The organism is Sphingopyxis sp. PAMC25046 (genome assembly GCF_004795895.1).
Classification (GTDB): Bacteria; Pseudomonadota; Alphaproteobacteria; order Sphingomonadales; family Sphingomonadaceae; genus Sphingopyxis.
The window spans coordinates 1,895,055-1,921,426 of record NZ_CP039250.1; the positions used below are offsets into that span (position 1 = coordinate 1,895,055).

Annotated in this window: 30 protein-coding genes and 1 pseudogene; 14 read left to right on the forward strand and 17 right to left on the reverse strand. The window is 62.7% G+C overall.

Annotation, left to right across the window (positions count from 1 at the left end; translation table 11 throughout):
* The first annotated feature begins 81 nt into the window (after nucleotides 1–81).
* From E5675_RS08865 to E5675_RS21720, 5 genes are all read left to right on the forward strand, one after another.
* Complete coding sequence (locus E5675_RS08865) at nucleotides 82–1,131, forward strand: HlyD family secretion protein (protein ID WP_136174200.1); 1,050 nt, start codon at nucleotides 82–84, stop codon at nucleotides 1,129–1,131.
* Nucleotides 1,128–2,735, forward strand: a complete 1,608-nt coding sequence (locus E5675_RS08870) for an MFS transporter (RefSeq protein ID WP_136174201.1) — start codon at nucleotides 1,128–1,130, stop codon at nucleotides 2,733–2,735. The genes E5675_RS08865 and E5675_RS08870 overlap by 4 nt, the downstream gene beginning before the upstream one ends.
* The gene (locus tag E5675_RS08875) at nucleotides 2,732–4,168 is read left to right on the forward strand and encodes an efflux transporter outer membrane subunit (protein WP_136174202.1); all 1,437 of its coding nucleotides are present in this window, start codon (nucleotides 2,732–2,734) and stop codon (nucleotides 4,166–4,168) included. The genes E5675_RS08870 and E5675_RS08875 overlap by 4 nt, the downstream gene beginning before the upstream one ends.
* A gap of 78 nt (nucleotides 4,169–4,246) precedes the next feature.
* Nucleotides 4,247–6,364 (forward strand): PAS domain-containing protein, encoded by a 2,118-nt coding sequence (locus E5675_RS08880; protein ID WP_136174203.1) that lies wholly within the window; start codon nucleotides 4,247–4,249, stop codon nucleotides 6,362–6,364.
* Nucleotides 6,365–6,438: 74 nt separating this feature from the next.
* The gene (locus E5675_RS21720; protein WP_247594842.1) at nucleotides 6,439–6,951 is read left to right on the forward strand and encodes a TetR/AcrR family transcriptional regulator; all 513 of its coding nucleotides are present in this window, start codon (nucleotides 6,439–6,441) and stop codon (nucleotides 6,949–6,951) included.
* 13 nt (nucleotides 6,952–6,964) lie between these two features.
* Here E5675_RS21720 and E5675_RS08890 read toward each other — a convergent pair whose 3' ends face one another.
* Genes E5675_RS08890 through E5675_RS08905 form a run of 4 tightly spaced genes read right to left on the reverse strand, consistent with a single transcriptional unit; the run spans nucleotide 6,965 to nucleotide 10,115 of the window.
* Nucleotides 6,965–7,369: a hypothetical protein gene (locus tag E5675_RS08890; RefSeq protein WP_136174205.1), complete on the reverse strand. Its 405-nt coding sequence runs from the start codon at nucleotides 7,367–7,369 to the stop codon at nucleotides 6,965–6,967.
* The gene (locus tag E5675_RS08895) at nucleotides 7,366–8,151 is read right to left on the reverse strand and encodes a 3-hydroxybutyrate dehydrogenase (RefSeq protein WP_136174206.1); all 786 of its coding nucleotides are present in this window, start codon (nucleotides 8,149–8,151) and stop codon (nucleotides 7,366–7,368) included. The genes E5675_RS08890 and E5675_RS08895 overlap by 4 nt, the downstream gene beginning before the upstream one ends.
* Before the next feature lie 33 nt (nucleotides 8,152–8,184).
* Nucleotides 8,185–9,369 (reverse strand): patatin-like phospholipase family protein, encoded by a 1,185-nt coding sequence (locus E5675_RS08900; RefSeq protein ID WP_136174207.1) that lies wholly within the window; start codon nucleotides 9,367–9,369, stop codon nucleotides 8,185–8,187.
* On the reverse strand, nucleotides 9,366–10,115 hold the full coding sequence (locus tag E5675_RS08905; RefSeq protein WP_136174208.1) for an acetoacetate decarboxylase: 750 nt from the start codon (nucleotides 10,113–10,115) through the stop codon (nucleotides 9,366–9,368). The genes E5675_RS08900 and E5675_RS08905 overlap by 4 nt, the downstream gene beginning before the upstream one ends.
* Before the next feature lie 479 nt (nucleotides 10,116–10,594).
* On the opposite strand from E5675_RS08905, the gene E5675_RS08910 reads away from it, so the two are divergent.
* On the forward strand, nucleotides 10,595–11,425 hold the full coding sequence (locus E5675_RS08910) for an alpha/beta hydrolase (RefSeq protein WP_136174209.1): 831 nt from the start codon (nucleotides 10,595–10,597) through the stop codon (nucleotides 11,423–11,425).
* Between the two features lie 1,382 nt (nucleotides 11,426–12,807).
* Here the strand turns inward: E5675_RS08910 and E5675_RS08915 are convergent.
* The 11 genes and pseudogenes from E5675_RS08915 to E5675_RS08960 form a co-directional block, all read right to left on the reverse strand.
* Nucleotides 12,808–12,990, reverse strand: a complete 183-nt coding sequence (locus tag E5675_RS08915; protein ID WP_136174210.1) for a hypothetical protein — start codon at nucleotides 12,988–12,990, stop codon at nucleotides 12,808–12,810.
* 12 nt (nucleotides 12,991–13,002) lie between these two features.
* Complete coding sequence (locus E5675_RS08920; RefSeq protein ID WP_136174211.1) at nucleotides 13,003–14,304, reverse strand: glycoside hydrolase family 130 protein; 1,302 nt, start codon at nucleotides 14,302–14,304, stop codon at nucleotides 13,003–13,005.
* A complete protein-coding gene (locus E5675_RS08925) occupies nucleotides 14,297–16,483 on the reverse strand; it encodes a glycosyltransferase family 4 protein (RefSeq protein ID WP_247594843.1) in 2,187 nt (728 codons plus the stop codon). Before E5675_RS08925 ends, E5675_RS08920 begins: the two co-directional genes overlap by 8 nt.
* A gap of 141 nt (nucleotides 16,484–16,624) precedes the next feature.
* Entirely contained in the window at nucleotides 16,625–16,759 is a 135-nt protein-coding gene (locus E5675_RS21900) for a hypothetical protein (protein WP_281727863.1), read from the reverse strand.
* A 1-nt stretch (nucleotide 16,760) separates the two neighbouring features.
* The gene (locus E5675_RS08930; protein WP_136174213.1) at nucleotides 16,761–17,036 is read right to left on the reverse strand and encodes a hypothetical protein; all 276 of its coding nucleotides are present in this window, start codon (nucleotides 17,034–17,036) and stop codon (nucleotides 16,761–16,763) included.
* Nucleotides 17,037–17,139: 103 nt separating this feature from the next.
* Nucleotides 17,140–17,355 carry a hypothetical protein gene (locus E5675_RS08935; RefSeq protein WP_247594844.1) on the reverse strand — a complete coding sequence of 72 codons (216 nt, stop codon included), beginning with the start codon at nucleotides 17,353–17,355 and terminating at the stop codon, nucleotides 17,140–17,142.
* Nucleotides 17,356–17,363: 8 nt separating this feature from the next.
* A complete protein-coding gene (locus tag E5675_RS08940; RefSeq protein WP_136174215.1) occupies nucleotides 17,364–17,648 on the reverse strand; it encodes a hypothetical protein in 285 nt (94 codons plus the stop codon).
* Between the two features lie 187 nt (nucleotides 17,649–17,835).
* Nucleotides 17,836–18,129 (reverse strand): annotated as a pseudogene (locus E5675_RS08945) (arsenical resistance protein ArsH); the annotation flags it as partial.
* A 257-nt stretch (nucleotides 18,130–18,386) separates the two neighbouring features.
* A complete protein-coding gene (locus E5675_RS08950) occupies nucleotides 18,387–18,599 on the reverse strand; it encodes a hypothetical protein (RefSeq protein WP_054728096.1) in 213 nt (70 codons plus the stop codon).
* 178 nt (nucleotides 18,600–18,777) lie between these two features.
* The gene (gene infA, locus E5675_RS08955; protein ID WP_136174216.1) at nucleotides 18,778–19,032 is read right to left on the reverse strand and encodes a translation initiation factor IF-1; all 255 of its coding nucleotides are present in this window, start codon (nucleotides 19,030–19,032) and stop codon (nucleotides 18,778–18,780) included.
* An 8-nt stretch (nucleotides 19,033–19,040) separates the two neighbouring features.
* Complete coding sequence (locus tag E5675_RS08960) at nucleotides 19,041–19,247, reverse strand: cold-shock protein (RefSeq protein WP_054728090.1); 207 nt, start codon at nucleotides 19,245–19,247, stop codon at nucleotides 19,041–19,043.
* Between the two features lie 368 nt (nucleotides 19,248–19,615).
* Here E5675_RS08960 and E5675_RS08965 point away from each other — a divergent pair, with 368 nt between their 5' ends.
* From E5675_RS08965 to E5675_RS08980, 4 genes are all read left to right on the forward strand, one after another.
* A complete protein-coding gene (locus E5675_RS08965) occupies nucleotides 19,616–20,257 on the forward strand; it encodes a hypothetical protein (protein ID WP_136174217.1) in 642 nt (213 codons plus the stop codon).
* Nucleotides 20,258–20,538: 281 nt separating this feature from the next.
* Entirely contained in the window at nucleotides 20,539–20,772 is a 234-nt protein-coding gene (locus E5675_RS08970) for a hypothetical protein (protein ID WP_168707828.1), read from the forward strand.
* Nucleotides 20,773–20,804: 32 nt separating this feature from the next.
* A complete protein-coding gene (locus E5675_RS08975) occupies nucleotides 20,805–21,074 on the forward strand; it encodes a DUF3892 domain-containing protein (RefSeq protein ID WP_136174219.1) in 270 nt (89 codons plus the stop codon).
* A gap of 232 nt (nucleotides 21,075–21,306) precedes the next feature.
* Nucleotides 21,307–21,936 (forward strand): tyrosine-type recombinase/integrase, encoded by a 630-nt coding sequence (locus tag E5675_RS08980; RefSeq protein ID WP_136174220.1) that lies wholly within the window; start codon nucleotides 21,307–21,309, stop codon nucleotides 21,934–21,936.
* Nucleotides 21,937–22,054: 118 nt separating this feature from the next.
* Here E5675_RS08980 and E5675_RS08985 read toward each other — a convergent pair whose 3' ends face one another.
* The gene (locus tag E5675_RS08985) at nucleotides 22,055–22,684 is read right to left on the reverse strand and encodes a TetR/AcrR family transcriptional regulator (RefSeq protein WP_210727630.1); all 630 of its coding nucleotides are present in this window, start codon (nucleotides 22,682–22,684) and stop codon (nucleotides 22,055–22,057) included.
* Between E5675_RS08985 and E5675_RS08990 the strand changes: the two genes are divergently transcribed.
* The 4 genes from E5675_RS08990 (at nucleotide 22,671) to E5675_RS09005 (ending at nucleotide 24,988) form a co-directional block, all read left to right on the forward strand.
* Nucleotides 22,671–23,258: a dihydrofolate reductase family protein gene (locus E5675_RS08990; RefSeq protein WP_247594845.1), complete on the forward strand. Its 588-nt coding sequence runs from the start codon at nucleotides 22,671–22,673 to the stop codon at nucleotides 23,256–23,258. The genes E5675_RS08985 and E5675_RS08990 overlap by 14 nt on opposite strands.
* A 331-nt stretch (nucleotides 23,259–23,589) precedes the next feature.
* Entirely contained in the window at nucleotides 23,590–23,868 is a 279-nt protein-coding gene (locus E5675_RS08995) for a metalloregulator ArsR/SmtB family transcription factor (RefSeq protein ID WP_247594846.1), read from the forward strand.
* A complete protein-coding gene (locus E5675_RS09000) occupies nucleotides 23,865–24,338 on the forward strand; it encodes an SRPBCC domain-containing protein (protein WP_136174222.1) in 474 nt (157 codons plus the stop codon). The genes E5675_RS08995 and E5675_RS09000 overlap by 4 nt, the downstream gene beginning before the upstream one ends.
* Nucleotides 24,335–24,988 (forward strand): glutathione S-transferase family protein, encoded by a 654-nt coding sequence (locus tag E5675_RS09005; RefSeq protein ID WP_136174223.1) that lies wholly within the window; start codon nucleotides 24,335–24,337, stop codon nucleotides 24,986–24,988. Before E5675_RS09000 ends, E5675_RS09005 begins: the two co-directional genes overlap by 4 nt.
* A gap of 256 nt (nucleotides 24,989–25,244) precedes the next feature.
* Here E5675_RS09005 and E5675_RS09010 read toward each other — a convergent pair whose 3' ends face one another.
* Nucleotides 25,245–26,129, reverse strand: a complete 885-nt coding sequence (locus E5675_RS09010) for an alpha/beta hydrolase-fold protein (RefSeq protein WP_136174224.1) — start codon at nucleotides 26,127–26,129, stop codon at nucleotides 25,245–25,247.
* Nucleotides 26,130–26,372 lie beyond the last annotated feature (243 nt).

A 26,372-nucleotide genomic window follows, 5' to 3' on the forward strand; every position in this document is an offset into this window, starting at 1 on the left:
CGGATAGGCGGAGGAGCAGCATCGCGGCATTGCGGTTCCAAGGATTTCAATCGCTTCGACAGAAAAGGCGGGACGGCTGCTATGGCAAAGCTTCGCAACTTCATCGCCGCACGGCGCAAGACCGCCGGTGGGCTGCTCATTCTCACCGCGCTTGTCGTAGGGGTCGGGGCCTGGCTCTGGGCCAGCGCCGGCGCGGCCGCATCGACCGACAATGCCTATGTACGTGGCGACATCACCTCGCTGGCGCCCAAGGTCGCCGGCTATGTGACCGCGGTCGAGGTAGCAGACAATGAGGCGGTGAAGGTCGGCGATGTCCTGTTCCGGATCGACGATCGCGACTATCGCGCGAAGCTCGCGCAGGCCGATGCGAACGTCGAAGCTGCGCGCGCCCGGCTGGCGAATGTCGCGCAGGAGACGATACTCCAGCAAGCGCTGGTGCGGCAGGCCGATGCCCAGCGCCGCGCGGCGGTTGCCGATCTCGGACTCGCCCGAAAGTCGAGCGCGCGGCGGCGCGACCTTATCCACGGCGGCGCGGTCAGCCAGGCGCAAGTCGACGAGAGCGACGCCGGCGAGAGCCGGGCCGAGGCCGGAGCGGCCGCGTCGTCCGCGACGCTCGATGCGCAGCGGCAAAAGATCGGCGTGCTCGGCACACAGCGCGAGGCGGCCATCGCCGCGCTGGCACAGGCGGAAGCCGCGCGCGAGCTCGCGCGGATCGATCTGGAAAACACCGTGGTCCGCGCGCCGATCGCCGGCGTCGTCGGCAATCGGCAGGTTCGGGTGGGGCGGCTCGTTGCGCCCGGTAGTGCGCTGCTCGACATCGTGCCCGTCGCAGCCCTTTATGTCGTTGCCAATTTCAAGGAAACCCAGCTGGAGCATATCCGGCCCGGACTGCCGGCACGGATCGAGGTCGACGGTTATCCGGGCGAAGTCGTCGAGGGTATCGTCGATAGCCTTGCACCGGGCAGTGGCTCCGCGTTCAGCCTGATACCGTCCGATAATGCTACCGGCAATTTCGTGCGGGTCGTCCAGCGCGTGCCGGTCAAGATTCGTCTGCGCGGCAATCCCCTGCCGGGTCGGCTCGTTCCCGGCCTGTCGGCCCGCGTGGAGATCCGGCGCGGCAAAATATCGTGACGGCGATCGCCGCCCCAGGGGCTCGCGGCGAGACGGCACTGTCACGTAGTCTGCTGCTCGCTGCGATCCTTCTGGCGAGCCTCACCGAGGCGATCGCGAGCACGCTGCTAGCGCTTGGACGTGCCGACATCATCGGCGATATTTACGCAACGCCCGACGAATTCGCCTGGCTCGACGTCGGCTATACCGCCTTCAAGCTGATCGGCTTTGCACTGGCGCCCTGGTTTCTCACCCGCATCGAAGCGCGCCGGACCTTGCTCGGCGCGACATTGGCCATGGGGCTCGCCAGCGCGCTCGGAGCGCTTGTCGTGCAACTCGACCTCCTCATTTTTCTGCGTATCGTCCAAGGCCTCGCCGGCGCGATCCTGCTCGTCAGCGGCCAGGCGCTGCTGTTCTGGAGCTTTTCCGCAGCGCGCCAGCCCGTCGTGCAGGCGCTGTTCGCGATGGGAGCGGTGGTCGCGCCCGCGACGCTCGCGCCGGTCCTGCAGGGTTGGCTCATCGACACGCACGACTGGACCTGGATTTTGTTCGGCATCTTTCCGGTGGCGCTGGCGGCAGCCGGGTTGCTTCTGCTCGGCGACGCGCCTTCGCCGCCGGCCGTGCCGCGGCGCGGTCTCGACATAGCAGGCCTCGCTGGTCTGGCGATTGCGCTCGTCGCGGCGTCCTTTCTTCTCAGCCAGGGCAGTCGCTGGGACTGGCTCGACGCAAGCCGGATCAACTGGTCGATCGGTCTCGTCGTCGCCGGCGGCGCGCTGTTCGCGCTCCGCCAGCGACGCGCCGTGCAACCCCTGTTCGATCTTGCGGTGTTTCGTGTCGAAGATTTCGCCTTCGCCTTCATCGTCAGTTTCGTCGCGGGCGCCGCGCTGTTCGGAAGTGCGTTCCTGATACCGGCCTTTTCGCTCTTGGTGCTCCGCTTTACCGCCACCGAGGCGGGCGCATTGCTGCTGCCGAGCGGGGCCGTCTTTGCAGCGACACTCCTGCTGGCCGCTGCGCTGATGCAAGCGCGCTGGATTTCCCCGATCGTGACCGTTCCCTTCGGCATCCTGACGGTGATGACCGCGATGTGGATGCTATCCGGCTCGTCGGGCGAAAGCGGTCCGGACGACATGATGCCGGCGATCCTGCTCCGCGGCTTCGGGCTTGGTTGTCTCTTTCTCTCGATCACCCTGATCGCGTTCAGCAAATTGCCTCCGGTGGCGCTCGCCTTCGGGATCGGTATCTTCAATATCGGGCGCCAGCTCGGCGGACTGATCGGCGTGGCCGGGCTTCAGACATTGATCGATCACCAGACGACCGCGAACCAGGCGGTCCTCGGCGCCGCGATTACATCGGGCTCGACCGCGACCGGCGAGCGGCTGTCGGCGATCGCGGCGATGCTGGTCGGGCGGGGAATGGATGCGGCGCAAGCCGCCAAGGCAGCCGGCGCGATGCTTGGTCGCAGCGTCGCGGGGCAGAGCGCGGTGATCGCCTTCGACACCGCTTTCAACGCCGTGGCGCTCCTCTTTATCGTCGCTGCACCGATCATTGTCGCGGTCAAGAAGGGCCTCGCTCGCTCGGCGGCGCGCCGCAGCGCCGCGAAATTGCACAAGGACAGGATATTATGACGACCTCCCTCCGGCGCCCGGCGAATCTGGGCGCGATACTGCTCGTCGGCGCTCTCGGCGGATGTACCGTCGGTCCCGACTATCGTCCGCCGGAGACCGCCATCAGCGAAAACTGGCTCGCGCCCGTCGGTGCCGGAGAGGTTGACGCGGCATGGTGGACCGCCTTCGGCGACCCGCTGCTTAGCGAACTGGTCGAGGCGGCCCTTGCCGGTAACAAGGATCTCGAAGAAGCCGAAGCGCGCCTTCGCGAGGCGCGCGCCCTGCGTGACGCGGTGCAGGGTCGGGCGCTGCCGCAAGCGGGCGTCTCGGCGGTCGCGACGCAGAACCGCCTCAGTGAAAACGGCCAGCTTCCCGTCGGCAAGGTTCCCGGGCTCGGCCGCGACCTTGCGATTTTCGACGGCGGTTTCGACGCGTCCTGGGAGATTGACCTCTGGGGCGGTACGCGGCGCGCGATCGAAAGCGCCGAGGCGCGCACCGGCGCGGTCGAGGAAGCACGCCGCGCGGTCGTGATTCAGGTCATCGCCGAAGTCGTGCGCGCCTATGTCGACTTGCGAACCGCGCAGAGCCTGCGCGCCACTGCCGCGGCCGACGCGGCGGCGCAGAGCGAGGTGGCGCGCCTCGTCGGCGATCGTCTCCGTGTTGGCTTGGCGTCGCGCACCGACCTCGTCCGCGCCGAGGCGCAGGCGCGCGGCAGCGCAGCAAGCGTGCCGCAATATGGCGCCGACGCCGACGCCACGGCATTCCGGCTGGCGCTGCTCCTCGGGCAGCCGCCCGAAGCCGTCTACGCGCGGCTGCGGGCTCCGGCCGCCCTGCCGTCGATCGATCGCGCCGTGGGTGCGGGCCTGCGTTCGGATCTGCTGCGCCGCCGCCCCGATATCCGGCGCGCCGAGCGCGAACTGGCCGCAGCGACCGCCGACGTCGGCGTCGCGACCGCCGAATTGTTCCCGCGCTTCTCACTTCTCGGCGGCGTCGGCTTCCAGGCGCGCGACGTCGGCGATCTTTTTTCGGGGGACAGCCTGCGCTTTCAGGTCGGCCCCTCGCTCCGCTGGCCGATTTTTTCCGGCGGACGCATCCGTGCCCAGATCCGCGCCGCTGACGCCCGAGCCGACGCCGCGCTTGTCCGCTACGAGCGTGCCGTCCTTGCCGCGCTTTCCGACAGCGAGACGGCGATCAACCGTTATGCGGCGGCGGGCGAGACGCGCGCCGAACGCGATGCAGCGAGTGCGGCCGCGCGCGAAGGGGTCGATCTGGTGCGGCGTCGCTATCGTGCCGGGGAAGACGATCTGACGGCGCTTTTGCAGGCGCAGCTTGCGCAGAGCACGGCCGAGCGGCTCGAAATTCAGGCGCGTAGCGCAGAGCTGCAGCAATTCGCGGCGCTCTACAAGGCGCTCGGCGGCGGTTGGGAAGTCGCCGAAACTATGCCGAAAAGCTGATCCGTGGGTCTATACCTTGGCACAGATGGCGTCGGCTCCGCGTGGCGATATCGTCCCTTTGCCGGGAAAGGATCCCTAATGATTCACATCGATACGCGCCGTTCTCTTGCTGTCCTTCTGTGCGCTTCGCTTGCCGGGCTGCTCATCGCACTGCTCGGAGAGGCCGCTGGACTGATCGTGCCGATCACCGCGCTGTTCCTCGTGGCACCGCGCTTGCGCCGCCCACTGATGAGCGCGCTCGCCCTGTTGCTCGCCGCGCTACTTTGCGCTGCGCTGCTCGGCGGCCCACGCGAGGCCTTGCTGTCCTGGGCGGCCCTTCTGATCGTGGCGCTTTCCGTCGGCGCAATCTTGAGTCTTGCGCCGATCGTCATGGCCGAGCGTGGGGCATCGCTCGATTCCGATGATCGCGAACCGATTGCCCGGGCGCCCGACATTCACCCGGATGATGCCGCGGCGGTGGCGCAGGCAAAGGCGCGCGCCTTCTGGGGCGGGGTGCCACAGGTGGTGAGTTATCGTCAGCGCAGTGCCGGGGGCGAATGGCAATGGGCGGAATTTCTCGCCGAGCCACCGCGCGGCAGCCGTATCCGCGTCGATCCGATCGTCCATGCGCCCGATCAGGCCTGGACGGTCGCGGCGTCGCTTGGCGATACGGTCGACGCGGTCCATGCCGCCAAGATCATCGAAAGCCTCTATGGCGCAGCGTTCGCCTTCGATGCGAGCGGGCAGTTCACATACGCCACGCCGATGGCGCAGACGTCGATATCGATGACGCTCGAGGACCTCAACCGACCGCTCGGGGACGGTGCATTTGTCGACGGTGGGGATTTCGGATGGAAGCTGGGCGTTCATCCCGACGACTATCCGGAGGCCGCGCGCGAACTTCGGCGGTGCCTGCGAACCGGCGATCCCTATAATTATGAGTATCGCGTCCTGCGCGCGACGGGGCTTTACGTCTGGCACCGTTTTGCCATTCGTCCCACGCGCGGTCCGGATGGCGCGATCACGGGCTGGTTCGGCATCGGCTTCGACATCGATGTGTTTCGCAAGACCGAGGTGGCGCTTCTCGAGAGCGAACGATCGCTACGCGAGCTGATCGAGACCGCGCCCGCGCTGATCTGGTGCATGACACCCAAGGGCGAACCTGTGTACTTCAGCCGCCATCTGCGCGAGTTTTTCGGGTTCGACGTCGAAGACCGGGACCTTCCCGGCCAGACCCGTCTCCAGAGCGTCTTGGGCGCCGTCATTCATCCTGACGACCTCGACAAGGTCAATCAGCGGTTCGAGCATTCGCTGAAGACCGGCGCCTCCTATGCACTGACGCACCGCCAGCGGCGTTTCGACGGCGTCTATCGCTGGGTCGAAACCCGTATCGCCGCGATGCGCGGCGAGGATGGGGAGATCGTTCAGTGGAACGGCGTCTGCCTCGACATCGAGGAGCAGGTCCGCGCGCAGGAAGAATTGCGGCAGGTTCAGGATAAGCTTGGCCGCGCTGCGCAGGCGGCAAGCCTTGCCGAACTGTCCGCCTCGATCGCGCACGAGGTCAACCAGCCGCTCGCGGCGATCATGACCAATGCGCAGGCATGCGAGCGCTGGCTCGTCGCCGAGCCGCCGAACCTCGAGCGCGCAAGAGTGATCGTCGAACGGATCACCCGCAGCGCCCAGTCGGCGGCCGATGTCGTGAGCCATATCCGCGCCCTGTTCAGTCAGTCGTCCGAACCGCGGACAGAGAGCATGATCGAGGTGCTTGTCGGCGAAGTAGTCGATCTTCTTGCGGAGGATGCGTCGCGCCGCGGCGTGCAGATCGAGGTCGATGTGGCGAATGGCCTGTCGCCGGTGGCCATCGATCCGATCCAGATTCAGCAGGTGTTCGTCAATCTGCTGCGCAACGGCATGGAGGCGATGGAGAAAGGCGTGGACGATAAACGTCTCTCGCTGTCCGTGCGCGGGGCGGGACAGGCCGTTTTGCGAATCGAGATCGCCGACCGGGGATGCGGGATCGAAGATCCCGAGAAAATGTTCGATTCCTTTTTCACCACAAAGGCGAGCGGCATGGGAATGGGGCTCGCGATTTGCCGGTCGATCGTGGAAGCGCATGGCGGCAGGCTTTGGGCTGAGACGAACGAACCTGTGGGCGCGCGGCTCATATTCACCTTGCCGGGCGTGCCGGCTGGGCGTCCTGCGGTAGGCGCCCCGTGAGGCGGGATCGCCGCTCCGCGATCCTTGCCGTGGCCGCGCGACATTTTTTTGGCCAGGGGTTTTCGGCTACCACCATGTCGTCGATCGCGGCGGACGCCGGCGGTTCAAAAGCGACGTTGTGGAAGTATTTTCGTTCAAAAGAGGTCCTTTTCGAAGCCGTCGTCGAAACGGCGACCGAGCGGCTGCACGGCGATGCCCTCGCGCAGCTTTCGGCACCGGGCGACCCGCTTGCCGTGCTCCAATCCTTCGTCATCCCACTGATCGATGCCCTGCGTTCGGACGACAGCCTCACGCTGCAACGCGAGGTCGGGGCTCAGGCGATTCGTCTGCCCCGCGCAGCGGCCTTGCTTCGTCGTCGGCTCGTAGACGATCTTGAAGCGCCGCTATCGGATTTTTTCGCCGCGCACATGGCCAACGGCGCACTACGCGGCGACAATCCCGACGAGGCCGCATGGATCACGCTCGCGCTGTGTCTTGGTTTCAACCATCGCCATCTCCTGGGGGGCGATGACATGCATAGGGACGGGGAAGTCGCAGAGGGCGCCCCCGACGTGATGAAGATCCTGCGGCGTTTATACGGCCCCTGAATGTTTTGCCTGTTCAGGCGCGCGGCGAGGCCGGTTCGGACGCTGCGGCCAACCGCACCGAGACGGCGGCGCAGTCGATGGTGCCCGCGAGCGGGCAGCGCGATGCGGTGAAATCGAGCCAGCCGTCGGCTGCAGCGATCTCACCGGTCGCCAGCAGCGCGTCTATGCCGCGCTGGTCGCGCGTCGGTTGGTCCGCGACACCCGCAAGGAGTGGGCGCCCGGCAGCGTGCTCGACCAGCAGCATCAAACTGTCGAAGCTGGCCGCCATCATGAAGAGCCCGAGCGGCGCAAACAGGCGGTGGAGTGCCGGGCCGCCCGGCAGTGCGCGTTGCCGGGCTCCACACCAGCGGCGAGTCGCCTGCACCACCAAGGCAGTGGACAGCAACGGCTGGTCGTGCGTCACGGCGCTGGCGTTCATTCGGCGGTCCAGCCGCCGTCGATGGCGATGTTGGCGCCGGTGATCTGTGACGCGGCATCCGAGCAGAGGAACAGCGCCATGGCCGCCACCTCGTCGGGCTGGACGAACGCCTTGGTCGGCTGGGCGGCGAGCAGCACGTCGTGCATGACCTCCTCGCGTGTCATGTCACGCGCTTTCATCGTATCGGGTATCTGCTTTTCCACGAGCGGCGTCCAGACATAGCCGGGACTGATGCAGTTGGCGGTGATGCCCGAGGTCGCGAGCTCGAGCGCCACGGTCTTGGTAAGGCCGGCGAGCCCGTGCTTGGCAGCCACATAAGCACTTTTAAAGGGGGAGGCTGTCATCGAATGCGCGGAAGCGGTTGAGATAATCCGGCCCCATTTGCGCTTCTTCATGCCCGGGACGACGGCACGAATCGCGTGGAAAGCCGACGACAGGTCGATGGCGATGATCTGGTCCCATCTCTCCTGCGGAAATTCCTCGATCGGCGCGACGAATTGGACGCCGGCATTGTTGATGAGGATGTCCACACCGTCGAAGCGCGCTTCCGCTTCCGCGATCATCGCGGCGATCTCGTCGGGCCGTGTCATGTCGGCTTCGATATAGAGCGCCTTGATATCGTGCCGCGCTTCGAGCGCCGCGCGTTCGGTTTCGATCGTCTCGGCGTCGCCGAGGCCGTTGATCACGATGTTGGCGCCTGCCGCCGCGAGCGTGCGCGCGTAAGCGAGCCCAATGCCGCTCGTCGATCCCGTGATGACGGCCGTCTTGCCTTTCAAGGTCATGTCATTCTCCATTTTGCTGTTGAAAACCGTTGTTCAGGCCGCTTCTTCGCGGTGGACGTCGTGGACGACGATGCATTCGCCGTTGAGCAGTGGTTCGAGCCACTGGCGGTGGTGCAGCGTCTTGCGTGTGTCCTCGCAGCCGGCGGCGATATGCTCGCGCATCGAGACCGCCGAAAACTCATAGTCCTTGGCTTGGCTCTCATAAGCCTTCTGCTGATAGATGAGCTGGATGATGTTGACCGAGGCGGGCGCGCTCGTCCGTTCGAGCTGAACCTTTTCGAGCGGGGTGAGCTGATCGGGGGGCACCCGCTTCAAGGCTTCGCGCAGCTGGAGCTTGAGATCGTGGATGTGGCGGTAGCTGTCGGTATTCTGCCGGGTGCGGCTGGAATAAAGAATGTCCTTCTGGCGCGTCAGGACATCGTCCATGTCCCGCGGAAGCATGCCGCGCGCTGAGAAAAGGTCGACCTGGAAAACAAGCGACCGCATCTCCTCTTCCTGCGCGAGCAGATGCTGGAGCGGTGTGTTCGAGACGAGGCCGCCGTCCCAATAATCCTCGCCGTCGATCTTGACCGCCGGAAGCCCGGGCGGCAGCGCGCCGCTCGCCATTATATGCTCGGGACCGAGCCGCATGGCGGCGCTGTCGAAGAAGGTCAGATTGCCCGTGCGGACCTTGACCGCGCCAAGGCTGATCCGCTTTTCGCCATTGTTCAATATGTCGAAGTCGACGAGCTTTTCGAGCGTCTCGCGAAGAGCGTTTGTGTCGTAAAAGCTCGTCGCCCCGGGTGCGCCGGGCGGCAGCAGCCAGGGATTGGGCTGGCGCGGGGTGAAGAATCCGGGAGCACCTCCCGAGAGGGTCAACAGGGCGCTCATCCGGTCGCGAAACTGACGGTAGACATCCCATTCGGGGAGATGGTCGCTCCACAATGTGCGTCCCGAGACTGTGGACCAGAACTCTTCCAGCCGGTCCAGTCGATCGGCCGGGCGGTTGCCGGCGATGATCGCCGCATTGATCGCGCCGATCGAAACGCCCGAAATCCAGTCGGGTTCGGCGCCCGCTTCGGCGAGGGCCTTGTAAACGCCGACCTGATAGGCCCCAAGCGCGCCGCCGCCCTGGAGAATCAGCGCGACGCGATCGTAATTCGCCGTCAGTTCTTCGATTCGCGGTGTTGCATTGGGATCGAAATAATTGGGATCGCGCGTCGGCGCCGGACCGGTCATGCCGCGTCTCCTGCGAGATAGTCGTGGACGACCTCGCCGAGCCCAAGCGTAAGGTCGGCAATGAAGTGCGTTGCGCCCAGCACCTCGAGTACGGGAAGACGAGCGACGTCGGCGATCACATGCGGAAAGAGCGCCAGGGCAGCCGGGCCGCTCCATGCGCCCTTGAGATCAATGTCTTCAAGCGAATAGCGGACGAGCTCGCAGATGCGCGGTGCCCCATCGACATGCGGGATGATCTTGAGCATGAAATTGGGGCGTCGCATGCTCTCGAGCACCGGCGCCGGGTCGAGGATCTCGTGCTTGTAGCCGACCGATCCCGAGGCGCAGAGCGCAGAACCATAGTGCAGCGTGCCGCGAATGACGTCGGATTCATGAACGATCGCCGGGGCGGCAAGCTTCTTCGGAAACCCCCAGATCTCGCGCCCCCCGGCGATCGGCGCCTCGTCGTCGAGATACATGGAGTGGACATAGCCGCCGGCTTCGCCGCGATGGCGCACCGGGATGACCTGGCCCGTCTCGGTGTAATCGCCGAAGCCGGTGGAATCGGGCATTCGGATGAATTCATAGCTGACAATCGGCTCGGCGATCTCGAGCGGCTCGGGCACCACGGCGCGCAGCGCATCGGGGTTGGTGCGATATTTGATGATGATATATTCGCGGTTATAGAAGCGATAGGGCGGGCGCGGGTAGGCGGGGTTGGTGAGCGGCATTGCAAAGGCCTGCGCTGCGACATCGTTGATCTTCATGAAATTTCCTTGGAATTTGGCGAGCCAGAAGGGCGGGGCGTCCCTTCCGAGCTAGACCGCGCGAACGCCGCCCCGCGACTGTGCCGCCGGGTTAAGGAACCAGGCCTTTCGAACAGGGAAGCGTGCGTTTACTCCCTGGCAGTGGGACCAAATGGCGTGTCGCGTGCGCCAGGGTGCTGTTTAACCCTACCCAAAGCGCACGGAGCGCCTCGACCTTCGCATAGGCGCCCTCTGCTTCCCGGACGGTCGTGAAGCTCCCCGGATTCGTTATGTCGGAAGGGCCGGCTCCATCCATCATCGTCACGTCACGGAGCTGGCCTCATGCAGGGGACCGCAACATGCCGCTTCTCGAAGAATTCATGATCGATCGCCGCGCGCTCATCGTCGCGGGGGCCGCTGCTGCGATGATCGGCGCTGCCGACTGGCCGGCCTCCGGTTTCGCTGCCCCTCCCATTCCGGGATCCGAAGGAGACAATATAATGAACTTCATCAAAACCGCCGACGGTGTGCAGATCTTCTACAAGGATTGGGGACCGCGCGACGCACAGCCGCTCGTCTTCCATCACGGCTGGCCGCTCACCGCCGACGAGTGGGACAATCAGCTGCTTTTCTTTCTGTCGAAGGGCTACCGGGTGATTGCCCACGACCGTCGTGGGCATGGCCGATCGACCCAGACCGATACCGGCAACGACATGGATACCTACGCAGCCGACGTCGCCGCGCTGGTCGCTGCGCTGGATCTCAAGGGCGCGGTGCATATCGGGCATTCGACCGGCGGCGGCGAGGCCGCGCATTACGCAGCGCGAGCAAAGCCCGGGACGCTGTCGAAACTGGTACTGGTCGCAGCGGTCCCGCCGGTGATGGTCAAGAAGCCGGGCAACACCGGTGGACTGCCAATCGATGTCTTCGATGGGTTTCGTAAGTCGCTCGCCGAAGATCGCTCGCAATTCTATCTCGATATCGCGTCAGGCCCCTTCTACGGCTTCAATCGCGATGGCGCGAAGGTCAGCCAGGGGCTGATCCAGAACTGGTGGCGTCAGGGCATGGTCGGCAGCGCCAAGGCGCATTACGATTGCGTCAAAGCGTTCTCGGAAACTGACTTCACGGATGATCTGAAGAAGATCCAGGTTCCGACGCTCGTCATGCATGGTACCGACGATCAGGTCGTGCCCTTCGAACATGCGGCGCCGCTGTCGGCCAAGCTGCTCTCGAAGGGCGTCCTCAAGGCCTATGAAGGATATCCGCATGGCATGGCCGCCGTGCACGCGGATGTCATCAATCGCGACCTGCTCGACTTCCTCCGCAACTGAGGAAGTAAAGGATGGGGCGTCGGCTCACACCGGGCCGCGCTCCATCTCATCGAATGCTGAGATATGTCTATTTTCGATTTGCCGGACTGGCATTCCCCCAAACAGTTATCCCGGACTATGTCGGGATGACGAGATTAGTAGGCGGCAACTGGTCACTTCGACTCAAGTGCAGCCATTTTTTTCCACGAACGGCTGCTTTCTGCGATTCTCGCCTGAAACCGGCCTGACCGCAACCGGCCACTTATGATCGGTCCGGCAACGCCGAGGGGCGATGGCGGTGCAAATGGACCGGCCGATCAGAAAAAGCCCCATCCTTCGACGGGGCTTTTTCCATCCTCTGCGGTCGTGACCAAAGGAAGCCCCATCAACTCTCACAAGGGTCGCATTCGAGAGTCTTTGCCGGGAGAGCCTAGGCTTATCCATGAGAGAGTCGAGCGGTAAAAACCACCAGGCGCGAAAGGTGGATGCCTCGCTGAAATCGGCGGTTTTTTTTGTGCTCGTGATCCGCTTGGGTTTCGCACCGGGTTTGGGTAAGCCGGAGGGGACGCGGTGGTAGACGCTGGTACGGGTGGAAGATCTCGTTCTGCGTAGCGAATTGATGCCCGCATCATGCCCGTCTGTGATAGAATGCGCCATCACCCGATTTCGATCGCAAGCTTCCCGTGACTGAGAGACATCGAGCTCCCGCTTGCCCGACGGGAGTCTATTCGATGATCGCTATCCACGAACCTTCGCGACCTTTGGGGCGGATCATTCGGTTGTGGAACCGGCTCCTCCATCACGGGCTGGAACATGTCCCGCAAACGATGGAGAATGCGTTTTATCAGTCGCGCCGCCGCCGCGGCGACCTTGAGCGCGCAATCGACAGCTGGGCGCGTGAGAGCAATGCCCACCCGGGCGCACCGCAACCAGCCGATCTTCCAATCGCACCATTGTCTCCCGCCCAACAAGCGATTGAACGATGGGACAATGAAGGAGGCGCTCAACCCCGACGAGGACCGCGATCGTGATTTTGCACAATCTTTTCGGCCGCCATGTCGTCAACATCAGGACCAGTCGGCAGGATCGGGGCCGGTTCGTCGGCCACTGCAGGGTCTGCGGCTGCGAAATGGTCAAGCTTGGCGATCTGGCATGGCAGGTAAGCGGGCGGCGGACCTGAGAATCCGGTTTCCTGCCCTTGATCTCGCGAACCTCCGTTTCAGGAGGAAGTCGGTAGCCCCCGTCGCGCCCTGGGCCGACTGGCCCGGAACCAGCGGTCTCACCCGGGATATAGAAACGGCAAAGCCGGGCAAGCGGAGCAGCCGGTGCTGGCCGGGTTTCGTTTTGGGAAGTGCCCCGCGGCGCCTCAAGGTTTCGGTTGCCGGCGGTGTCCGATTATCCGTTCACATGCCGGAACGGCGTGCCAGCGCGACCGCATCGGCAAGGCTGGTGTAGCGATACCCGTCCCGGAGATAGGTTGCGGCGGGCACGCGGGTAATGGCGTATCGATCCAGCGTTTCGCGCTCGGCTGCGTCGATGCCGCCGCATCGGCATGATCCACCATTGCCGGCTGTGCTTTTGTCCATGTCGAAGTTCTTTCAAGCCTGGAGTTGGTCGAGAAGCGTCGCAATCTTGATCGTGGCGACGGTCGAAAAGGCGTCGGAAATCGCGTAGGGAAGCAGGATCCGCTCGCCGAGCTTCATGGCGCCGCACGAATAGACGACATTGGGGACATAGCCGTGCCGTTCGGCGGTCGCGGGCTGGACGAGCGGTTCACGCGAGCGCCCGAGCACGCGCGACGGATCGTCCTTGTCGAGCAGGACAGCGCCGATCGAATAATGGCGTACCGGCCCGACGCCATGGGTGAAGAGCAGCCAGCCTTCGTCGAGTTCGATGGGCGAGCCGCAATTTCCGATCTGGACGAACTCCCAGGGATATTCGGGTTTCACGATCACCTCGCCCAGGCCCCATTCATGGACGCTGTCCGACAGGATCAGGTGCAGGCTCTCATTGTCGTGGCGCGCGATCATCGCATAGCGCCCGCCGATCTTGCGCGGAAACAGCGCCATCCCCTTGTTGCGCGCCGCGGTACCCTTGAGCGGCGTCAGGTGGAATGTCACGAAGTCCCGGGTTTCGAGCAGCTCCGATCGTATGCCGCGGCTGCTGTAAGCGGTGTAGGTCGCATAATAGATGGTCTGGCCTTCGCTCTGGAAGGCGACGAAGCGGGCATCCTCGATTCCGTTCGCCTGCATTTCGGTGACGGGGAAGATCACTCGCTCGGCGATGTCGCCGGCAGGATCGAAGCTGAGTTCCAGGTAATCGCCGACGCGGGCCGTCACGTCGGGCGTCGCGGCGAGCCGCGCGGGCGGGTCGATGGTGACGGTTCCGTCGGCCGCCAATATCCCCGACCGGAACGTCAGCGACGAGATATGGCCTTCGCCGACCGCACGCAGGCTGAGGATGAAGCGGCGGCACCCTTCGGGAACGTCCGACTGGTCCGGATGCGGCACGATGCTCGGATTGAACAGCGCCGCTGCTTCGAAGCTGTATTCATGGAGGAAATAGGCGCCGACGAGCTGGCGTTGCGCCAGCGAGAAAGTCGCGTGCGCGGCGAAGGCATCCTCCATTTCGGCGGCACGCCGTTCGAAGATCGCGGGCAGATTGCGGTGCCGGTCGTCGAAGTTCCGCAGCGTTTCGGCAAGCAGCATGTCGGTTTGATCCGCAGTCAGCGCGAGGACGCGGTCGACGATGTGATTGGCGCGTGTCTTGTCGAGGGGATTGAGGTCCCGCGGCTCGACCGCTGGTCGGAACGGGCGGACGACGACGCGCGACGGGTCGGGCCGCAGATGGAGCGCCTGCCGGTTGAAGAATGGGGCGGATGGCGGAGCCTCTTCAGACATCGACGGTGTCGTGCGTGGATGGGGCGATCGTCTGTGGCGGCGCCGGCCGGTTCATGGCGTTCAATCTTTGCATGTCGGCCAGCGAGAGCAGGAAGGACAACACCGATTCCGCCCCCCGGTTCTCATTCGCTCGGTCTGGATGCAGGCCGTCGCGGCAACTGCCCATTGCGACGTCGGCCAGTTCGATGCCGAGGTCGTTCGCGCCGAGAAACCATGCGAATGCGCGTTCGGCTTCCGCATGCCAAGAAAAGCCCGGATCGACGCGTTGCGCCGCGATACAGGCGGCGATCGTCGCACAGGCTTCCAGCGGCTGTTGATCGAACGCCTGGGGCATATTCCGCGAAGCCATCAGGAAACCATGCGAGCCCACGGGCCGGAAATGACCTTCGCCTGCCGTCTGCATTGGCACCAGCCAGCGCAGGCTTCGCAGTCCCGCTTCGACCATGTTCGCCGAGCGCATTGCCGCGCCCGTGACGATCAGCGCCTGCGGCAGCCGCGCATTGTCATAGCTGAGGCCATTCTCGAACCATGTCCATTCGGGACCTTCCCGTGCGCTCAGCAGTTTTTCGAGACGGTCGGCGAGTTCGGCCCGCAGGCCCGCGGCGGCATAATCTTCCGCGTAAACGCCGCAATAGGGGGCAAGGCCGAGCAAGGTGAACGCCCAGGCCCGCGGCGAAGTAAACGCTACCACCCCGTCCAGCGCCTCGCTGAACAGCTCTCTTGCCCAGCGCGCGTGTCCGGGGGAGCCGGCGCGAGCGCTATAGGTGCCCAGCGCCCAGAGCGTCCGCCCATGACTGTCTTCCGAGCCCGCATCTTCCAGCCATCGCCGGTCGAAGCTCATGAAATTGCGAAAGCGCCGATTGTCCGGATTCCAGCCATGCTGGATGAAGGCCGCGAAGGTGGACGACAGGCGGCGCACCAGCGGCGCGTCGGGACCGTCGGCGAGACCGCAGCACAGCAGCAGCGCCCGCGCATTGTCGTCGATGCAATAGCCATGGCGGCGGTCGGCGATCGCATGAACCGCATGCTGGGCCATGCCGGTATCGTCGCTCATCGCGGCGAGATGATCGAGCGACATGGGCGGGAGGTTCGGTCGGGCTTTCGTCTGTGCGATCGTCGGGATGGGTTTTGGCATGTCCATCCGGTCGCCGGTCGCAACCCTGCCTTTGCGGGAAGCCGCGCGAAAGCTCGCGGCATAGCGGCGCGCCGTATTGGCCCAAGTCATCGGACGGCTGGCGGCATAGGCCTTGCGACCCATCGCCAGACGCCCGGTTTCGTCGCCCAGCAGATTGGCAATTGCAGGACCGAAGCCAGCCGGATTGTCGAACGAGATCAGCACGCCCGACCCATCGATCAGCAGCTCGGCGGCGTGCCAATATGGCGTCGATACGACCGGCCGCCCCATGCCGTGCGAGTAGGCGAGGGTCCCCGAGGTCATCTGCGCGGCCGCCAGATAGGGCGTCGCGTAGACATCGCACATCGCGATATGGTCGAGCAGTTCGGGGCGGTCGACGAAGCGGTTTATGAAGACGACATGATCGTCGAGGCCAAGAGCGCGCACCCGGGCCATCAGCGTGTCGCGATACTGTTCGCCTTCTTCGGCCTGCAATATGGGATGGGTGGCGCCCATCACGACATAGAGCGCGTCGGGTGCGCACCGTACGATTTCGGGCATGGCGTCGATCATCGTCTCGATGCCCTTGTTCGGGCTCATCAGCCCGAACGTCAGGATCACCTTGCGATCGGTAAAGCCCAACCGTTCCTTCGCCGCGCGCGTCGAGGCGAGCGGAACATCGGGAATGCCGTGCGCGATGACGTCAATCCTCTCCGGATCAGCACCATAGACGTCGATCAGCATGTCGCGGGCCTTGCCGGCCATGACCACCACCCGCGCCGATGCGGCGATGATTGCGTCCAGGGCCCGGCGCTGCGCCGCGTTCGGCCGATCGAGAACCGTGTGCAAGGTGGTGACGAGCGGCGCGTCGAGCCTCACGACCAGATCGAGAACCAGCGCGCCCGCCTCGCCGCCGAAGATGCCGAACTCATGCTGGAGACAGACGAGGTCGAACGCCTCGCGATTGATGAAATCGGCGGCGGCGCGATAGTCGGCCGCATCGTCCTGCCGGATCGTCCTGCCGACGGTTTCCGGAAATACATGGTCGCCGCCCGGCTCGATCATCGCGACAATAGTCGTTTCCGCAACCTCGCCGAGCGCTCCGACCGCCAGTTCGAGGTCGGTCGTGAAGGTGGCTATGCCGCAGCGGCGTGGAAGGGCATTGCCGACGAACGCGATCCGCAGCGCCGGCGTGTGAAGGCCATCTCAGTGCTTGCCTTTCGGCTTGGCGGTCATCTTGACCGCGGATGCCTCTTGTACGGCGAGCGCGGTCTGTGCCTTCGGCTTCGCGGCCTTGGGCTTGCGGATCTCGCGATTGCTGCGCTTTTGCGATTTGGCCATGTCAGACGTCCTTCCGATCGTTTGCTGCGACCGAGAATCCGACCGGATGCGTGGGACGGGGCGACGCAATCGCGCCAGCCGCCGCGTTCGAGGGAAAATAGGGACGGTGATGGTATGGGAAGGATTTGAAGCGCTGACCGAGGCTTTCGATCTTGCGCCGATATCGCATGATCTCCGAGGGCTTGGTCACTGCGGAATAGCGCATCAGCGCGAGCTGTTCGTCTTCGAGTAGTTGATTGAGGCACATGGTGCGTGCTCCTGTATCAAGCGAGAGCACAATGATTGTCCCTCTGTCACATGGAGCTTGTTCAGAATTCAGGTGATGTGGCCTTATAACACATTCCGCAAGGATCGCCGCACGAATACGGGATTGGGAGATATTAGTTCTCGTTCGCCGATGGGCGATAAAAACGGTAGCGTATGACATCGCCTTCGATCAGGTGGCCGCGAAGCCGCAGTCGCATCTCCTCGGCGCCCGCACTCGAGGTACAGACGAGGCGCGTACCGCCCGACTGAAGCGGCTCGATCGCGCTGATGCTGACCCCTTGCGCCAGGCAGAGGCGCCTGACCTCCTCTTCGGGCAGGGACAGGTTCATGGCGCGGCTCATTGGGACCGCGGCGTGTTTTTCCACGCCCGTTTGGCGGCGGCCACTTGTTCATAGCCTTCGGCACTTGCGGTCGCCACTGCGAGCGGGCGGCCTCCCAGCTCGTCATTCTCCGCGTTGAGGAAGGCGATTGCGGCGTCGCGGCCACCGAGAAGCAGGAAAGCGAGTTGACTGATATCGCCTTGCCGCCGCGCATCCTCGAGTGCGGAGGGCGTCCGGCTCCTGCGCAAAAAGCTATTCGACCGCCGTTTGATAGCGTCTTGTCCCTGCACATCGGAAGTCATGGTGCGCCTCCTTCGTAAGCGGGAGCGCGATGTCTCTCAGCCGCGACGGCCTACAACTTCCGATGCCGCGATGAGGTAGATATGGGGGCCGGGGTCAAAGATGTAAGAGGCGAGCGGTGGCCGGAGGTCGGTGTCCGCTTTTCTCAGCTCATCTCTGAGCCGACCGATCGCGACCGGCCAAGACCGTTTAGCGGGTCCCCGGAATCCCGGCCTGTTCGGCTGGCGTGGCGACGGGTTCGTTCCGGTCCTTGCGCTTCGAATAGCGGTCGACGAACTGGTCGGCATGCTCGCGTGTGAGGATTGTGAAGCGGACAAGCTCCTCGGCGACGTCGACGATCCGGTAATAGTAACTCGATGGCAGCATGCGCCCCGCTTCGTCGAACTCCGCGTAGGCCTTCGCAACGCTCGACTGGTTCGGTATGGTGATCATCCGCATCCAGCGGCCGAGGATGCGCAGCGTGTTGACGCTGTTGAACGATTCGCCCGGCTGTCGGCGATATGGAACAGCTATTGAAGGGTGGGCTTCGGTGTGTAGCCATTTTTCTTCCCGATGGGGTCCGGAAGACGCCGTGTTGGATCGGGATGGGGTGGTGCTTCGGTCATAGGCTGCTGGGCCGGCCCCCGCTTGGTGGGCCCCTTTTTTGCCACCGGAAGCCATTGCTGCGTACATTAAAATCTCGCGGCTGGATATTCGGAAATGCAGGCCGAAGCGTTAGGATGGCGTTGCTGATCCATCGCTCATGCGAGGCATTGCTTGCGCACCTCATTCGCGAGATGGTCTCTTTCAGCTCGTGCCTTTTCGGACTTCAGCTGGCGAACCGCCATGGCATGCCAGGCGGCCGCCGAGCGCAGGCTGCGATCACGTACCTGCGTCAGTTCGGCTGCAGCGGCTTCGGCCTCGCACCGTTCGGCCTGCTCGCGATAATGAACGCTTGTTGCTGTAGCGGCCATGGGAGTCCTTTCGATCAGTCGATCATGTCGGCGATGAGACGGCGGAGTTCGCGGCGCGATAACGTCGGCGAGCGCCGAGCCTCCGGGCGGAGGCGTATCGGCCTCCCTGCCTGTGAAAGGCCTGTAAGGCCGGGGTAGATATTATTCTGAAACATGTTGGTCTACTTGATTGAAAGTGTCAGCGACGCTTGCTTGCGGCGCCCGGATTGCCAGGGCCGCGATCGCGATAGACGATGCGGCCCTTGGTCAGATCGTAGGGCGTCATTTCGACGCGTACGGCATCGCCCACTACCGAGCGGATGCGGAAACGCCGCATCCGTCCGGCGGTGTAGGCGATCAGCCGGTGGCCATTTTCGAGTTCGACGCGAAAGCGCCCGTCAGGCAGGATCTCGTCGATCATGCCGTCGAAGGTGAGAAGCTCTTCCTTGGCCACCCGACGCGTCAGGCCGTTTCGAGATTTACGGCCGAAACCTTGCCATCACGGCCGGTCTCAAGGTCGTAGCTGAGGCGCTGGTCCTTGTTCAGCGTCGCCATCCCGGCGCGCTCGACGGCGGTGATGTGGACGAAGCTGTCGCCCGAGCCATCCGCGGCTGCGATGAATCCATAGCCCTTGTCGCTGTTGAAGAATTTGACGTTGCCGATCGGCATGGATGTTTCCTTTCACGAAAACAGGGTATCCGTCGGCAAAAGCACCGGCAGAGCTGGAAGCGTGAGAAGGGAAGAAGCGACCCCCGCAGGGGGCATCAAATTTCCGTCGCAGGCGACGTTAGCGATCTGCATATAAGTCAGAGATCTCAAAAAATCAAGGAATTCCTTGGCTTTCAGTTACGTCGACAAATAGTCGGCCGAGAGCAGGAGGTCGATGCTCGCCCGGGGCGCCTGAAGTTCGATCAGGACCTTTCGACATGCAGATGGCTTGTAATGCAGCATCGGGACGCCCACATGAGGCTATCGCCAGCTTGGCATTGCATGCCGGTGACTGAGAGACAATCGCGCTCCCGCAAAAGGGAGCAGACATGGATCTCAACCAAATTCTCTATCATCACCAGATGGCGCTCATGGCGGTGAGCCAGGCCCGGCGCGACGGTCACTTGCTTCCGAACTTCGATCTGCCCCGCTATTATGCGAAGCGGATCAACGAGTATCGCGAGCGCCGTGGGCTGGCGGACGGCTTTGCAGCGGTTATCGTGCCGGAACATGTTGGTCCGAAGGCTGACCCACCTTTTTCCGAGCCTGCAACCGACTACCCGGTTTTTGTTGGCGACACGCTGATTGCAGAATTGCTCGTCAACGAGGCGCTGGCGATGACCGAGGAAGAAAGGGTGGCCTTCGGCTTGGAGGACGTCGTCGGTCGGCTTGCCGCAGTCCAGGAGGATATCTGGGTTATCGGCCGCGACATCTATCGCGCGCTTGACCTCGACGAGGACAAGCTGGCGACGCTTACGGCCAAGTTGTCCGCCTTGCCTGATTTGAATCCAGCCGCTGCGGTGCATCTCCAGCCGGTTCGGTCGCTATCGGAAGCGGGTATCGCCCACACATATGTGGAACAGTTCCGGGTCGGGCCATTCCGATATTCGAATATCGACGACGCGCGTGCCGCGCTCCGGCGCCAAGGTTCCGGGAGCGGAGCCGAAGGAGAGCAAGCCAATGACGCCTAAGCACGATAAACCGCGCACCGGTTTGGCGAACGCGCGTACAAACCCGTTTCGGCGAAATCGCAAGGTCACACCCCTTGCGCCGGAGGACGCGCAGCGGCAAGGCGCGATCAGCGCGCTGGCGTTCCAACTGCTTGGCGGACGCGACGCGGCGCTCGACTTTCTCAACACCGAAGACGCAATTCTGAGTGGGCGTCCCATCGCGGTCGCGACGCGAAGCGACGCCGGCTATGCCAGCATCGAGCGCGAGCTTCGCGCACGATCGCTTGTCCGGGATGCGCCCCATGGAGGATGATCGAGAAGGAGCCAGTCACATCGTCCGCTGCTGGTTCGAGTGGGAGATCGACGGCCTCGCCCGAAAGGTCATTCTTGTCGTCGAAACCGACCTTCCCATGCAGCCCGATGAAAACGGCTATGAAGCCATCGCTCTCGATGAGCTTCGCGCTGCCGCCATCGCCCGGTCGCGCGCGTCCCCTGGCGCTATCGACCGGATCCGCATCGTTCCGGTTCGCTACTAGCTGGCCCGCACAAGAGGATCGGACGTCATGATATGGCCGACTATGAGATTATCGCCGTCCGCGTAGGTACCGGTAATGGCCGGACGCATCATATCGCCGCGGTGAAGGTAGGCGAGAGCCTGTTCCTCGCCGATCAGATCGTCGACTGGATCAATGCCGGAACCCACCGTTTCTGGGTCTGGTTTCAGAATGAAGAGGTCGATGTTGTCGCCAGGGAACAAGGTGCGTCGCGGCGCTATTACCTGACCATAACAAGCGGTGGTTTTCCACCCATTGCCTTGCTTTCGCTGCCCCGTTTTTAAGTTTGGAATTTCAGTTTCGGTCCGTAACCGGTTCAACGGCAGCAACGGGAAACAGCGAGGCTTAAATCAGGACTTGTCGATCGAACGCATCACATGAACTGGAGCGAACGCTTGGGCAGTTCGAACGTCCGCTCTCGCTGTATGGAGCCTCAAAGCTGGCTGCCTGCAAGCAGCCAACCAGCTTGACCCATGCGTTTCCCTTTTTGGCCATTTTGGCCTTAGGAGAACGATCATGGGTAGGTCAGAATTCGACTATTTACCTCCGCGACCGGCGTGGAATGCCGGTCGAAAGGTTGGCGCAAAGCGGCCGTTAAAACCACGGCAGATTTGGGCTATTCGCTTTCACCTAGATCGAGAGCATCGGCTTCGAGACAGGGCACTTTTCGATCTTGCGATCGACAGCAAACTGAGAGGCTGCGATCTGGTGAAGATCAAGATCGGCGACCTTGTCACCGGCGGTGAGTTGAGAACACGGGCGATGGTGATTCAGCAGAAGACCGGTCGACCAGTTCAGTTCGAGATCATGTCGGACGCTCGTGGAAGCCTCTTGGCATGGCTTGAGCGTCGCGGTGGATCGATCGAGGATTTTGCGTTTCCCAGCCGGATCGACCACTCTGCCCATATGAGCACGCGTCAATATGCGCGTCTCGTTGACGAATGGGTAACGGCGGTTGGCCTTCGAAGCGAAGATTACGGGACGCACTCTCTACGCAGAACGAAGGCGTCAATCATTTACAAGGCAACCGGCAACCTACGTGCCGTCCAAATTCTGCTCGGTCATACCAAGATTGAAAATACCGTGCGGTACCTCGGCGTCGACGTTGAAGACGCGTTGACTCTGGCGGAAGGCATCGAAGTCTAACGATCAAATCTCGATATCCTGGAGAGCGAGCGCTCTGGCGCAACTTAGAACGTCCGCTCTCTCTATTTGATTTCCAAAAGCTGACAGGCTCCAACCGGCCAGAACCAGCGGAAAGGAACTAACGTGATCGCGTTGACGGACGGTCGATCGGAATAGCTTGCCGCCGCTGCGACGGGCTCGGCCTTCCGGAATCGCTGACAGATTGCCACCATTCCGTCAATGCGGCCCGGATGACTTCTTCTGGATCACCGTCGCGCGTAAATCCCCACCAGATGATGGTGCCCTGCCAGACGGCAAGCATCTGCCACCCCATTGCCTCGGCATTAGCTGATTCTTGCGTCAATCTCCCGCCGAGAACAGCTGCCAGGTGCCGTCCCCAAGCCGCGCCGCGAGCGCGTAGCACTGGATCGCGAAAATCCTCGCGCAGGAGAAGAAGGCCTTCGGTGACATCTGTCTCCGTTTGGGGGGCATGCATGAGCCGGAGGAGGAGGTCGGCTGCGCCGGCGGGCGTTTCGGGGGTTTCGCTGGCAGCCACGAGCGTCAAGGCGTCGAGCTTATCCCACGCGTGTAGAAGTACCGCTCGGACCATCCCCTCCCGGCTGCCAAAGCGTTGAACGAGTGAGGAGGCGGACAGGCCGACGATAGCAGAAGCTTTGGAAAAGCTCAGTCCTTCGGGACCCGTCTCGCTCACTGCTGCCAGCAAGGCGTCGAGCGCCGCTTCGTCCGAAACTGTCTTGATCCTGCCCATGTCGGCGTTTAGTAAACGATCATTCGTTTATTTGCAAGGAGGCGATATGGCCCGGATCTTAGGATATATTGCGACCAGCCTCGACGGCTATATTGCCACCAAGAATGACAGTCTCGACTGGCTCTTTGCCTATGACCAGATCGACTTGGGCGAGCACGATTACCGCGAGTTCATCAAGGGAATCCGGACAATCGTAATGGGCCGCGGCACATATGATTTCCTCGAAAAGGACGGATCAGATTGGTCTTATGGCGATCAGCGCGTCTACGTCGTGACCTCGCGCCTGATCGTTAAGCCGAAAGGAGTGCTTGAGACCCGGAGCGACATCGACTCCCTTATCGACGAGCTGCGCGCACTCGATGACGGGCCAGTGTGGATGCTCGGTGGAGGCCAGCTCCAGATGGCCTTCATGGAACGCGGCGCGCTCGACGAGATCGAAATCTATATGTTCCCCGAGCTGCTCGGCGGGGGAAGGCCGCTTTTTCCCTCCACGGGATTTCGCAGCAGTCCAAAGTTGATCGGGGCCAAGGCGCTCGATCGAGGTTGCGTCCGCCTCCACTATAGTTTCGATTGAGTGCCGCACCCGCAACCTGCAGTCATCGGATATTGGCCTAGCGAGGAAGCGGCGGCGAACGTCTTATTGCGACGATTTGTGGCCAAGCCGAGCCGCGCTTGCCCGCAGCATAGTATCCCCGCGCTCGCCGTGACGGAATAGATCGGGGCATGGCTCAAGTCTCATAGGCCGGGCGGGTCCATCACATTTGCACCACCAGCAAATCTTACGACACTTAAGTACATGCTTGACTAACGAATTTCTTGCGTTATTGGTTTAGTATATGCTTCAGTATCATGCCAAAGAGTTGGATCTCATTTTTCATGCGTTGTCCGACGCGGGGCGCAGAGCAATGGTCGATCGCCTCAGCCTCGGACCCGCATCGGTGAGCGATCTTGCCCGGCCGATGCCGATGACCCTGTCGGCGGTCGTTCAGCACCTGAAGATACTGGAAGAAGCGGGCCTCGTGAAAAGCGAGAAGGTGGGACGCGTCCGCACCTGCACGCTCGAAATGAGCGCGATGGCCGATGTCGAACGGTGGATCGCCGAGCGCAAGCGCTTCTGGGAACAGCAATATGACCAGCTTGAGGCCTATTTGGCCGACGGTGTGTCCAAGGAGAATGACGAATGACCGTTACCAATGCTGCCTTCACAATCGAGCGGGTACTGAACGCCAAGCCCGAACGCGTGTTTGCCGCTTACAAAAGTCTCGAAGCCAAGAGCGCGTGGTTCAAGGCGCCCTCTGATATCGAGACACTGGATCGCGAGCTCGACTTCCGGGTTGGTGGAAAAGAACGCTTTCATGCGCGCTGGCCGAGCGGTCTCGTCACTGACTTTCAGGCGGTCTATCATGACATCGTCGAAAACGAGCGGATCGTGCTTGTCTACGATCTATTCCACAATGGCGACAAATTGTCGGTCTCCCTCCAGACCCTCGAACTCAACGCCGAGGGTGCCCAAACGCGGCTGCTTCATACCGAGCAAGCCTCCTATTTTTCCGGCGGCATAGAAGCGGCGAGCGGCCGCGAACACGGCACCGCCTGGCATATCGATAATCTGGTCGCCGTCATCGAAGGCCGCGAAGCGAGGGCCTTTGCATGACACTCGAACTTTTTGCGCACCCTTTCTCTTCCTATTGCCAGAAGGCACTTATCGCCCTTTACGAGAATGACATTCCCTTCACCTACCGAATGATGGAGGATCCCGGCGTCGGGGATGAACTCGCATCGCTGTGGCCGATGAAGCGCTTCCCGATTCTTTGCGAAGGCGGCCGAACCGTGTTCGAGGCCACCATCATCATCGAATATCTCCAGCTCCGCCATCCCGGCCCGGTCCAGTTGATCCCTGAAGATCCGGACACTGCCGTCGAAGTGCGGATGCTCGACCGCTTTTTCGACAATTATGTCATGACGCCCCAAGGCAAGTTCGTGTTCGACGCGCTTCGCCCTCCGGAAAGCCGCGACCCCTTCGGTGTCGAGGAAGCGCGCAAGATGCTGGATACCAGTTATGCGTGGCTCGACCGAAGAATGAACGGCCGCACCTGGGCCGTGGGCGATCAATTTACTCTTGCCGATTGCGCTGCTGCGCCCTCACTTTTTTATGCCGACTGGACGCACCGAATTCCGGAGCAATATGAACATCTCGCACTCTATAGAAAGCGGCTGCTGGCACGACCGTCGTTCGCACGCGCGGTCGATGAGGCGCGTCGCTTCCGACACTATTTCCCATTGGGAGCACCGGACCGCGACTAGGGCGCGCGACGCCTTCGAATGTCCGCTTACTCAATGTTTTGCCGCAAAGTCGACCGACCGAAACCGGCCAGAGGCAACGGGTAGCCGTCTGCGCTGGAGTCGAGAAGCGAAGCGTAGGCGGTCAGCGCCGAAGGGGCGGCTCACTCGCTCGCATCGTCATTGCCTCAAAAGGCACGGGCGCGCGCGCATCTGTTGGCGGTTCCCGCGTTCATGGCTTGTTTCCGAAAGCCCGTTGGAGCGCATCGCGAATGGCCGGCTAATTGCCCGATGCATGGGTTTCGCCAGGAGCCACGCGAAATTCCACGTCCAAGGGTGCTGATCTTAGGCTGACCGCCAGATCGCTGGCATTGTCAATCATTCTGGCGCGGCGGCTGAGGTCGGCGATTAGCAACCATGACGGATCCCGCTCTCGTCCCGGAGGCGGCAACTGTTCATATTCGCCCGCGCTCAGCAGCAGACTGCGACGCGACGACAATGCGCCCAGCCGATCGGCAAATCCCGGCAACATCTTCAAAACCTGCTTTTCACCAAACCAGATCGAAGGGCTGGACGCGACATAGGTGCGGAATAGATCGGGCCGCTTGAACAGCGCCTGCAAGGTGAGCAGTCCGCCGAGGCTATACCCCGCCAATGACCGGCGATCGGGATTTACGGGAAACTCGGACTCCACCTCGGGAATGACTTTGTCGGCAAGAAAATCGAGAAAGGGTCCAGCCCCGCCGGTCGGACCCATGCCCGGCATGAGTTCGACGCCTTCCGGCACGGCCGGTGTGTAGTCGAAATTGCGGCGCGAGGCATCGGGATAGCCTATACCCACCACAATGCCGGGAGCCATGCCAGCATAGCTACCCAGCCGGTTCTGATATTCCGCCGCGATTGCGAAGCTTTCGCTCCCGTCGAGGAGGTAGAGGATCGGATATCCTTCGGGTGGCGGCTGCTGCTGGGGCCAAGCGATGTAGATTAGATAGTCGCTCCCGGCGTCTGAGCGCAGTGGCCGCACTTCGGAACGCGGCATGACATAAGGTTCGGCTTCGGAGTTGGGCGCTGTGATAGCGCCGCGTTGGTCGGCCCGGAGCGGCGAAGGATGAGCGGCTGCGATGGCTATGGCGAGCGTCAGGGCGAGGCGTGATAAGCCGGTCATCGAAATTCCCTCCAAACCCGGTCGGTGCCGACACCGGGCTTGGGAGGCCCGGCAACTTTTCGATCATTGCGCATATCGACCGTGTTTCGTCGCAATGGCTATTGACTGCCGACGAGAAAAATACAAGATGTATACAACAATTTGATATTGCATCCGCACAGGGGTATTCATGCAAGAAGTTTATGGACGGCGCGCGCAGACGGGATGCGCGCGACGGTTGTGCGTGCCGCTAGCGGTGCCGAT

What these genes read in the sequence shown, in the direction of transcription:
- E5675_RS08865 (WP_136174200.1), top strand. Translation starts at nt 82, where the DNA reads ATGGCAAAGCTTCGCAACTTCATCGCCGCACGGCGCAAGACCGCCGGT.
- E5675_RS08875 (WP_136174202.1), top strand. Translation starts at nt 2,732, where the DNA reads ATGACGACCTCCCTCCGGCGCCCGGCGAATCTGGGCGCGATACTGCTC.
- E5675_RS08880 (WP_136174203.1), top strand. Translation starts at nt 4,247, where the DNA reads ATGATTCACATCGATACGCGCCGTTCTCTTGCTGTCCTTCTGTGCGCT.
- E5675_RS21720 (WP_247594842.1), top strand. Translation starts at nt 6,439, where the DNA reads ATGTCGTCGATCGCGGCGGACGCCGGCGGTTCAAAAGCGACGTTGTGG.
- E5675_RS08890 (WP_136174205.1), bottom strand. Translation starts at nt 7,369, where the DNA reads ATGAACGCCAGCGCCGTGACGCACGACCAGCCGTTGCTGTCCACTGCC.
- E5675_RS08895 (WP_136174206.1), bottom strand. Translation starts at nt 8,151, where the DNA reads ATGACCTTGAAAGGCAAGACGGCCGTCATCACGGGATCGACGAGCGGC.
- E5675_RS08900 (WP_136174207.1), bottom strand. Translation starts at nt 9,369, where the DNA reads ATGACCGGTCCGGCGCCGACGCGCGATCCCAATTATTTCGATCCCAAT.
- E5675_RS08905 (WP_136174208.1), bottom strand. Translation starts at nt 10,115, where the DNA reads ATGAAGATCAACGATGTCGCAGCGCAGGCCTTTGCAATGCCGCTCACC.
- E5675_RS08910 (WP_136174209.1), top strand. Translation starts at nt 10,595, where the DNA reads ATGAACTTCATCAAAACCGCCGACGGTGTGCAGATCTTCTACAAGGAT.
- E5675_RS08915 (WP_136174210.1), bottom strand. Translation starts at nt 12,990, where the DNA reads ATGGACAAAAGCACAGCCGGCAATGGTGGATCATGCCGATGCGGCGGC.
- E5675_RS08920 (WP_136174211.1), bottom strand. Translation starts at nt 14,304, where the DNA reads ATGTCTGAAGAGGCTCCGCCATCCGCCCCATTCTTCAACCGGCAGGCG.
- E5675_RS08925 (WP_247594843.1), bottom strand. Translation starts at nt 16,483, where the DNA reads ATGATCGAGCCGGGCGGCGACCATGTATTTCCGGAAACCGTCGGCAGG.
- E5675_RS21900 (WP_281727863.1), bottom strand. Translation starts at nt 16,759, where the DNA reads ATGGCCAAATCGCAAAAGCGCAGCAATCGCGAGATCCGCAAGCCCAAG.
- E5675_RS08935 (WP_247594844.1), bottom strand. Translation starts at nt 17,355, where the DNA reads ATGAACCTGTCCCTGCCCGAAGAGGAGGTCAGGCGCCTCTGCCTGGCG.
- E5675_RS08940 (WP_136174215.1), bottom strand. Translation starts at nt 17,648, where the DNA reads ATGACTTCCGATGTGCAGGGACAAGACGCTATCAAACGGCGGTCGAAT.
- E5675_RS08950 (WP_054728096.1), bottom strand. Translation starts at nt 18,599, where the DNA reads ATGGCCGCTACAGCAACAAGCGTTCATTATCGCGAGCAGGCCGAACGG.
- E5675_RS08960 (WP_054728090.1), bottom strand. Translation starts at nt 19,247, where the DNA reads ATGCCGATCGGCAACGTCAAATTCTTCAACAGCGACAAGGGCTATGGA.
- E5675_RS08965 (WP_136174217.1), top strand. Translation starts at nt 19,616, where the DNA reads ATGGATCTCAACCAAATTCTCTATCATCACCAGATGGCGCTCATGGCG.
- E5675_RS08970 (WP_168707828.1), top strand. Translation starts at nt 20,539, where the DNA reads ATGGAGGATGATCGAGAAGGAGCCAGTCACATCGTCCGCTGCTGGTTC.
- E5675_RS08975 (WP_136174219.1), top strand. Translation starts at nt 20,805, where the DNA reads ATGGCCGACTATGAGATTATCGCCGTCCGCGTAGGTACCGGTAATGGC.
- E5675_RS08980 (WP_136174220.1), top strand. Translation starts at nt 21,307, where the DNA reads ATGGGTAGGTCAGAATTCGACTATTTACCTCCGCGACCGGCGTGGAAT.
- E5675_RS08985 (WP_210727630.1), bottom strand. Translation starts at nt 22,684, where the DNA reads ATGGGCAGGATCAAGACAGTTTCGGACGAAGCGGCGCTCGACGCCTTG.
- E5675_RS08995 (WP_247594846.1), top strand. Translation starts at nt 23,590, where the DNA reads ATGGTCGATCGCCTCAGCCTCGGACCCGCATCGGTGAGCGATCTTGCC.
- E5675_RS09000 (WP_136174222.1), top strand. Translation starts at nt 23,865, where the DNA reads ATGACCGTTACCAATGCTGCCTTCACAATCGAGCGGGTACTGAACGCC.
- E5675_RS09005 (WP_136174223.1), top strand. Translation starts at nt 24,335, where the DNA reads ATGACACTCGAACTTTTTGCGCACCCTTTCTCTTCCTATTGCCAGAAG.
- E5675_RS09010 (WP_136174224.1), bottom strand. Translation starts at nt 26,129, where the DNA reads ATGACCGGCTTATCACGCCTCGCCCTGACGCTCGCCATAGCCATCGCA.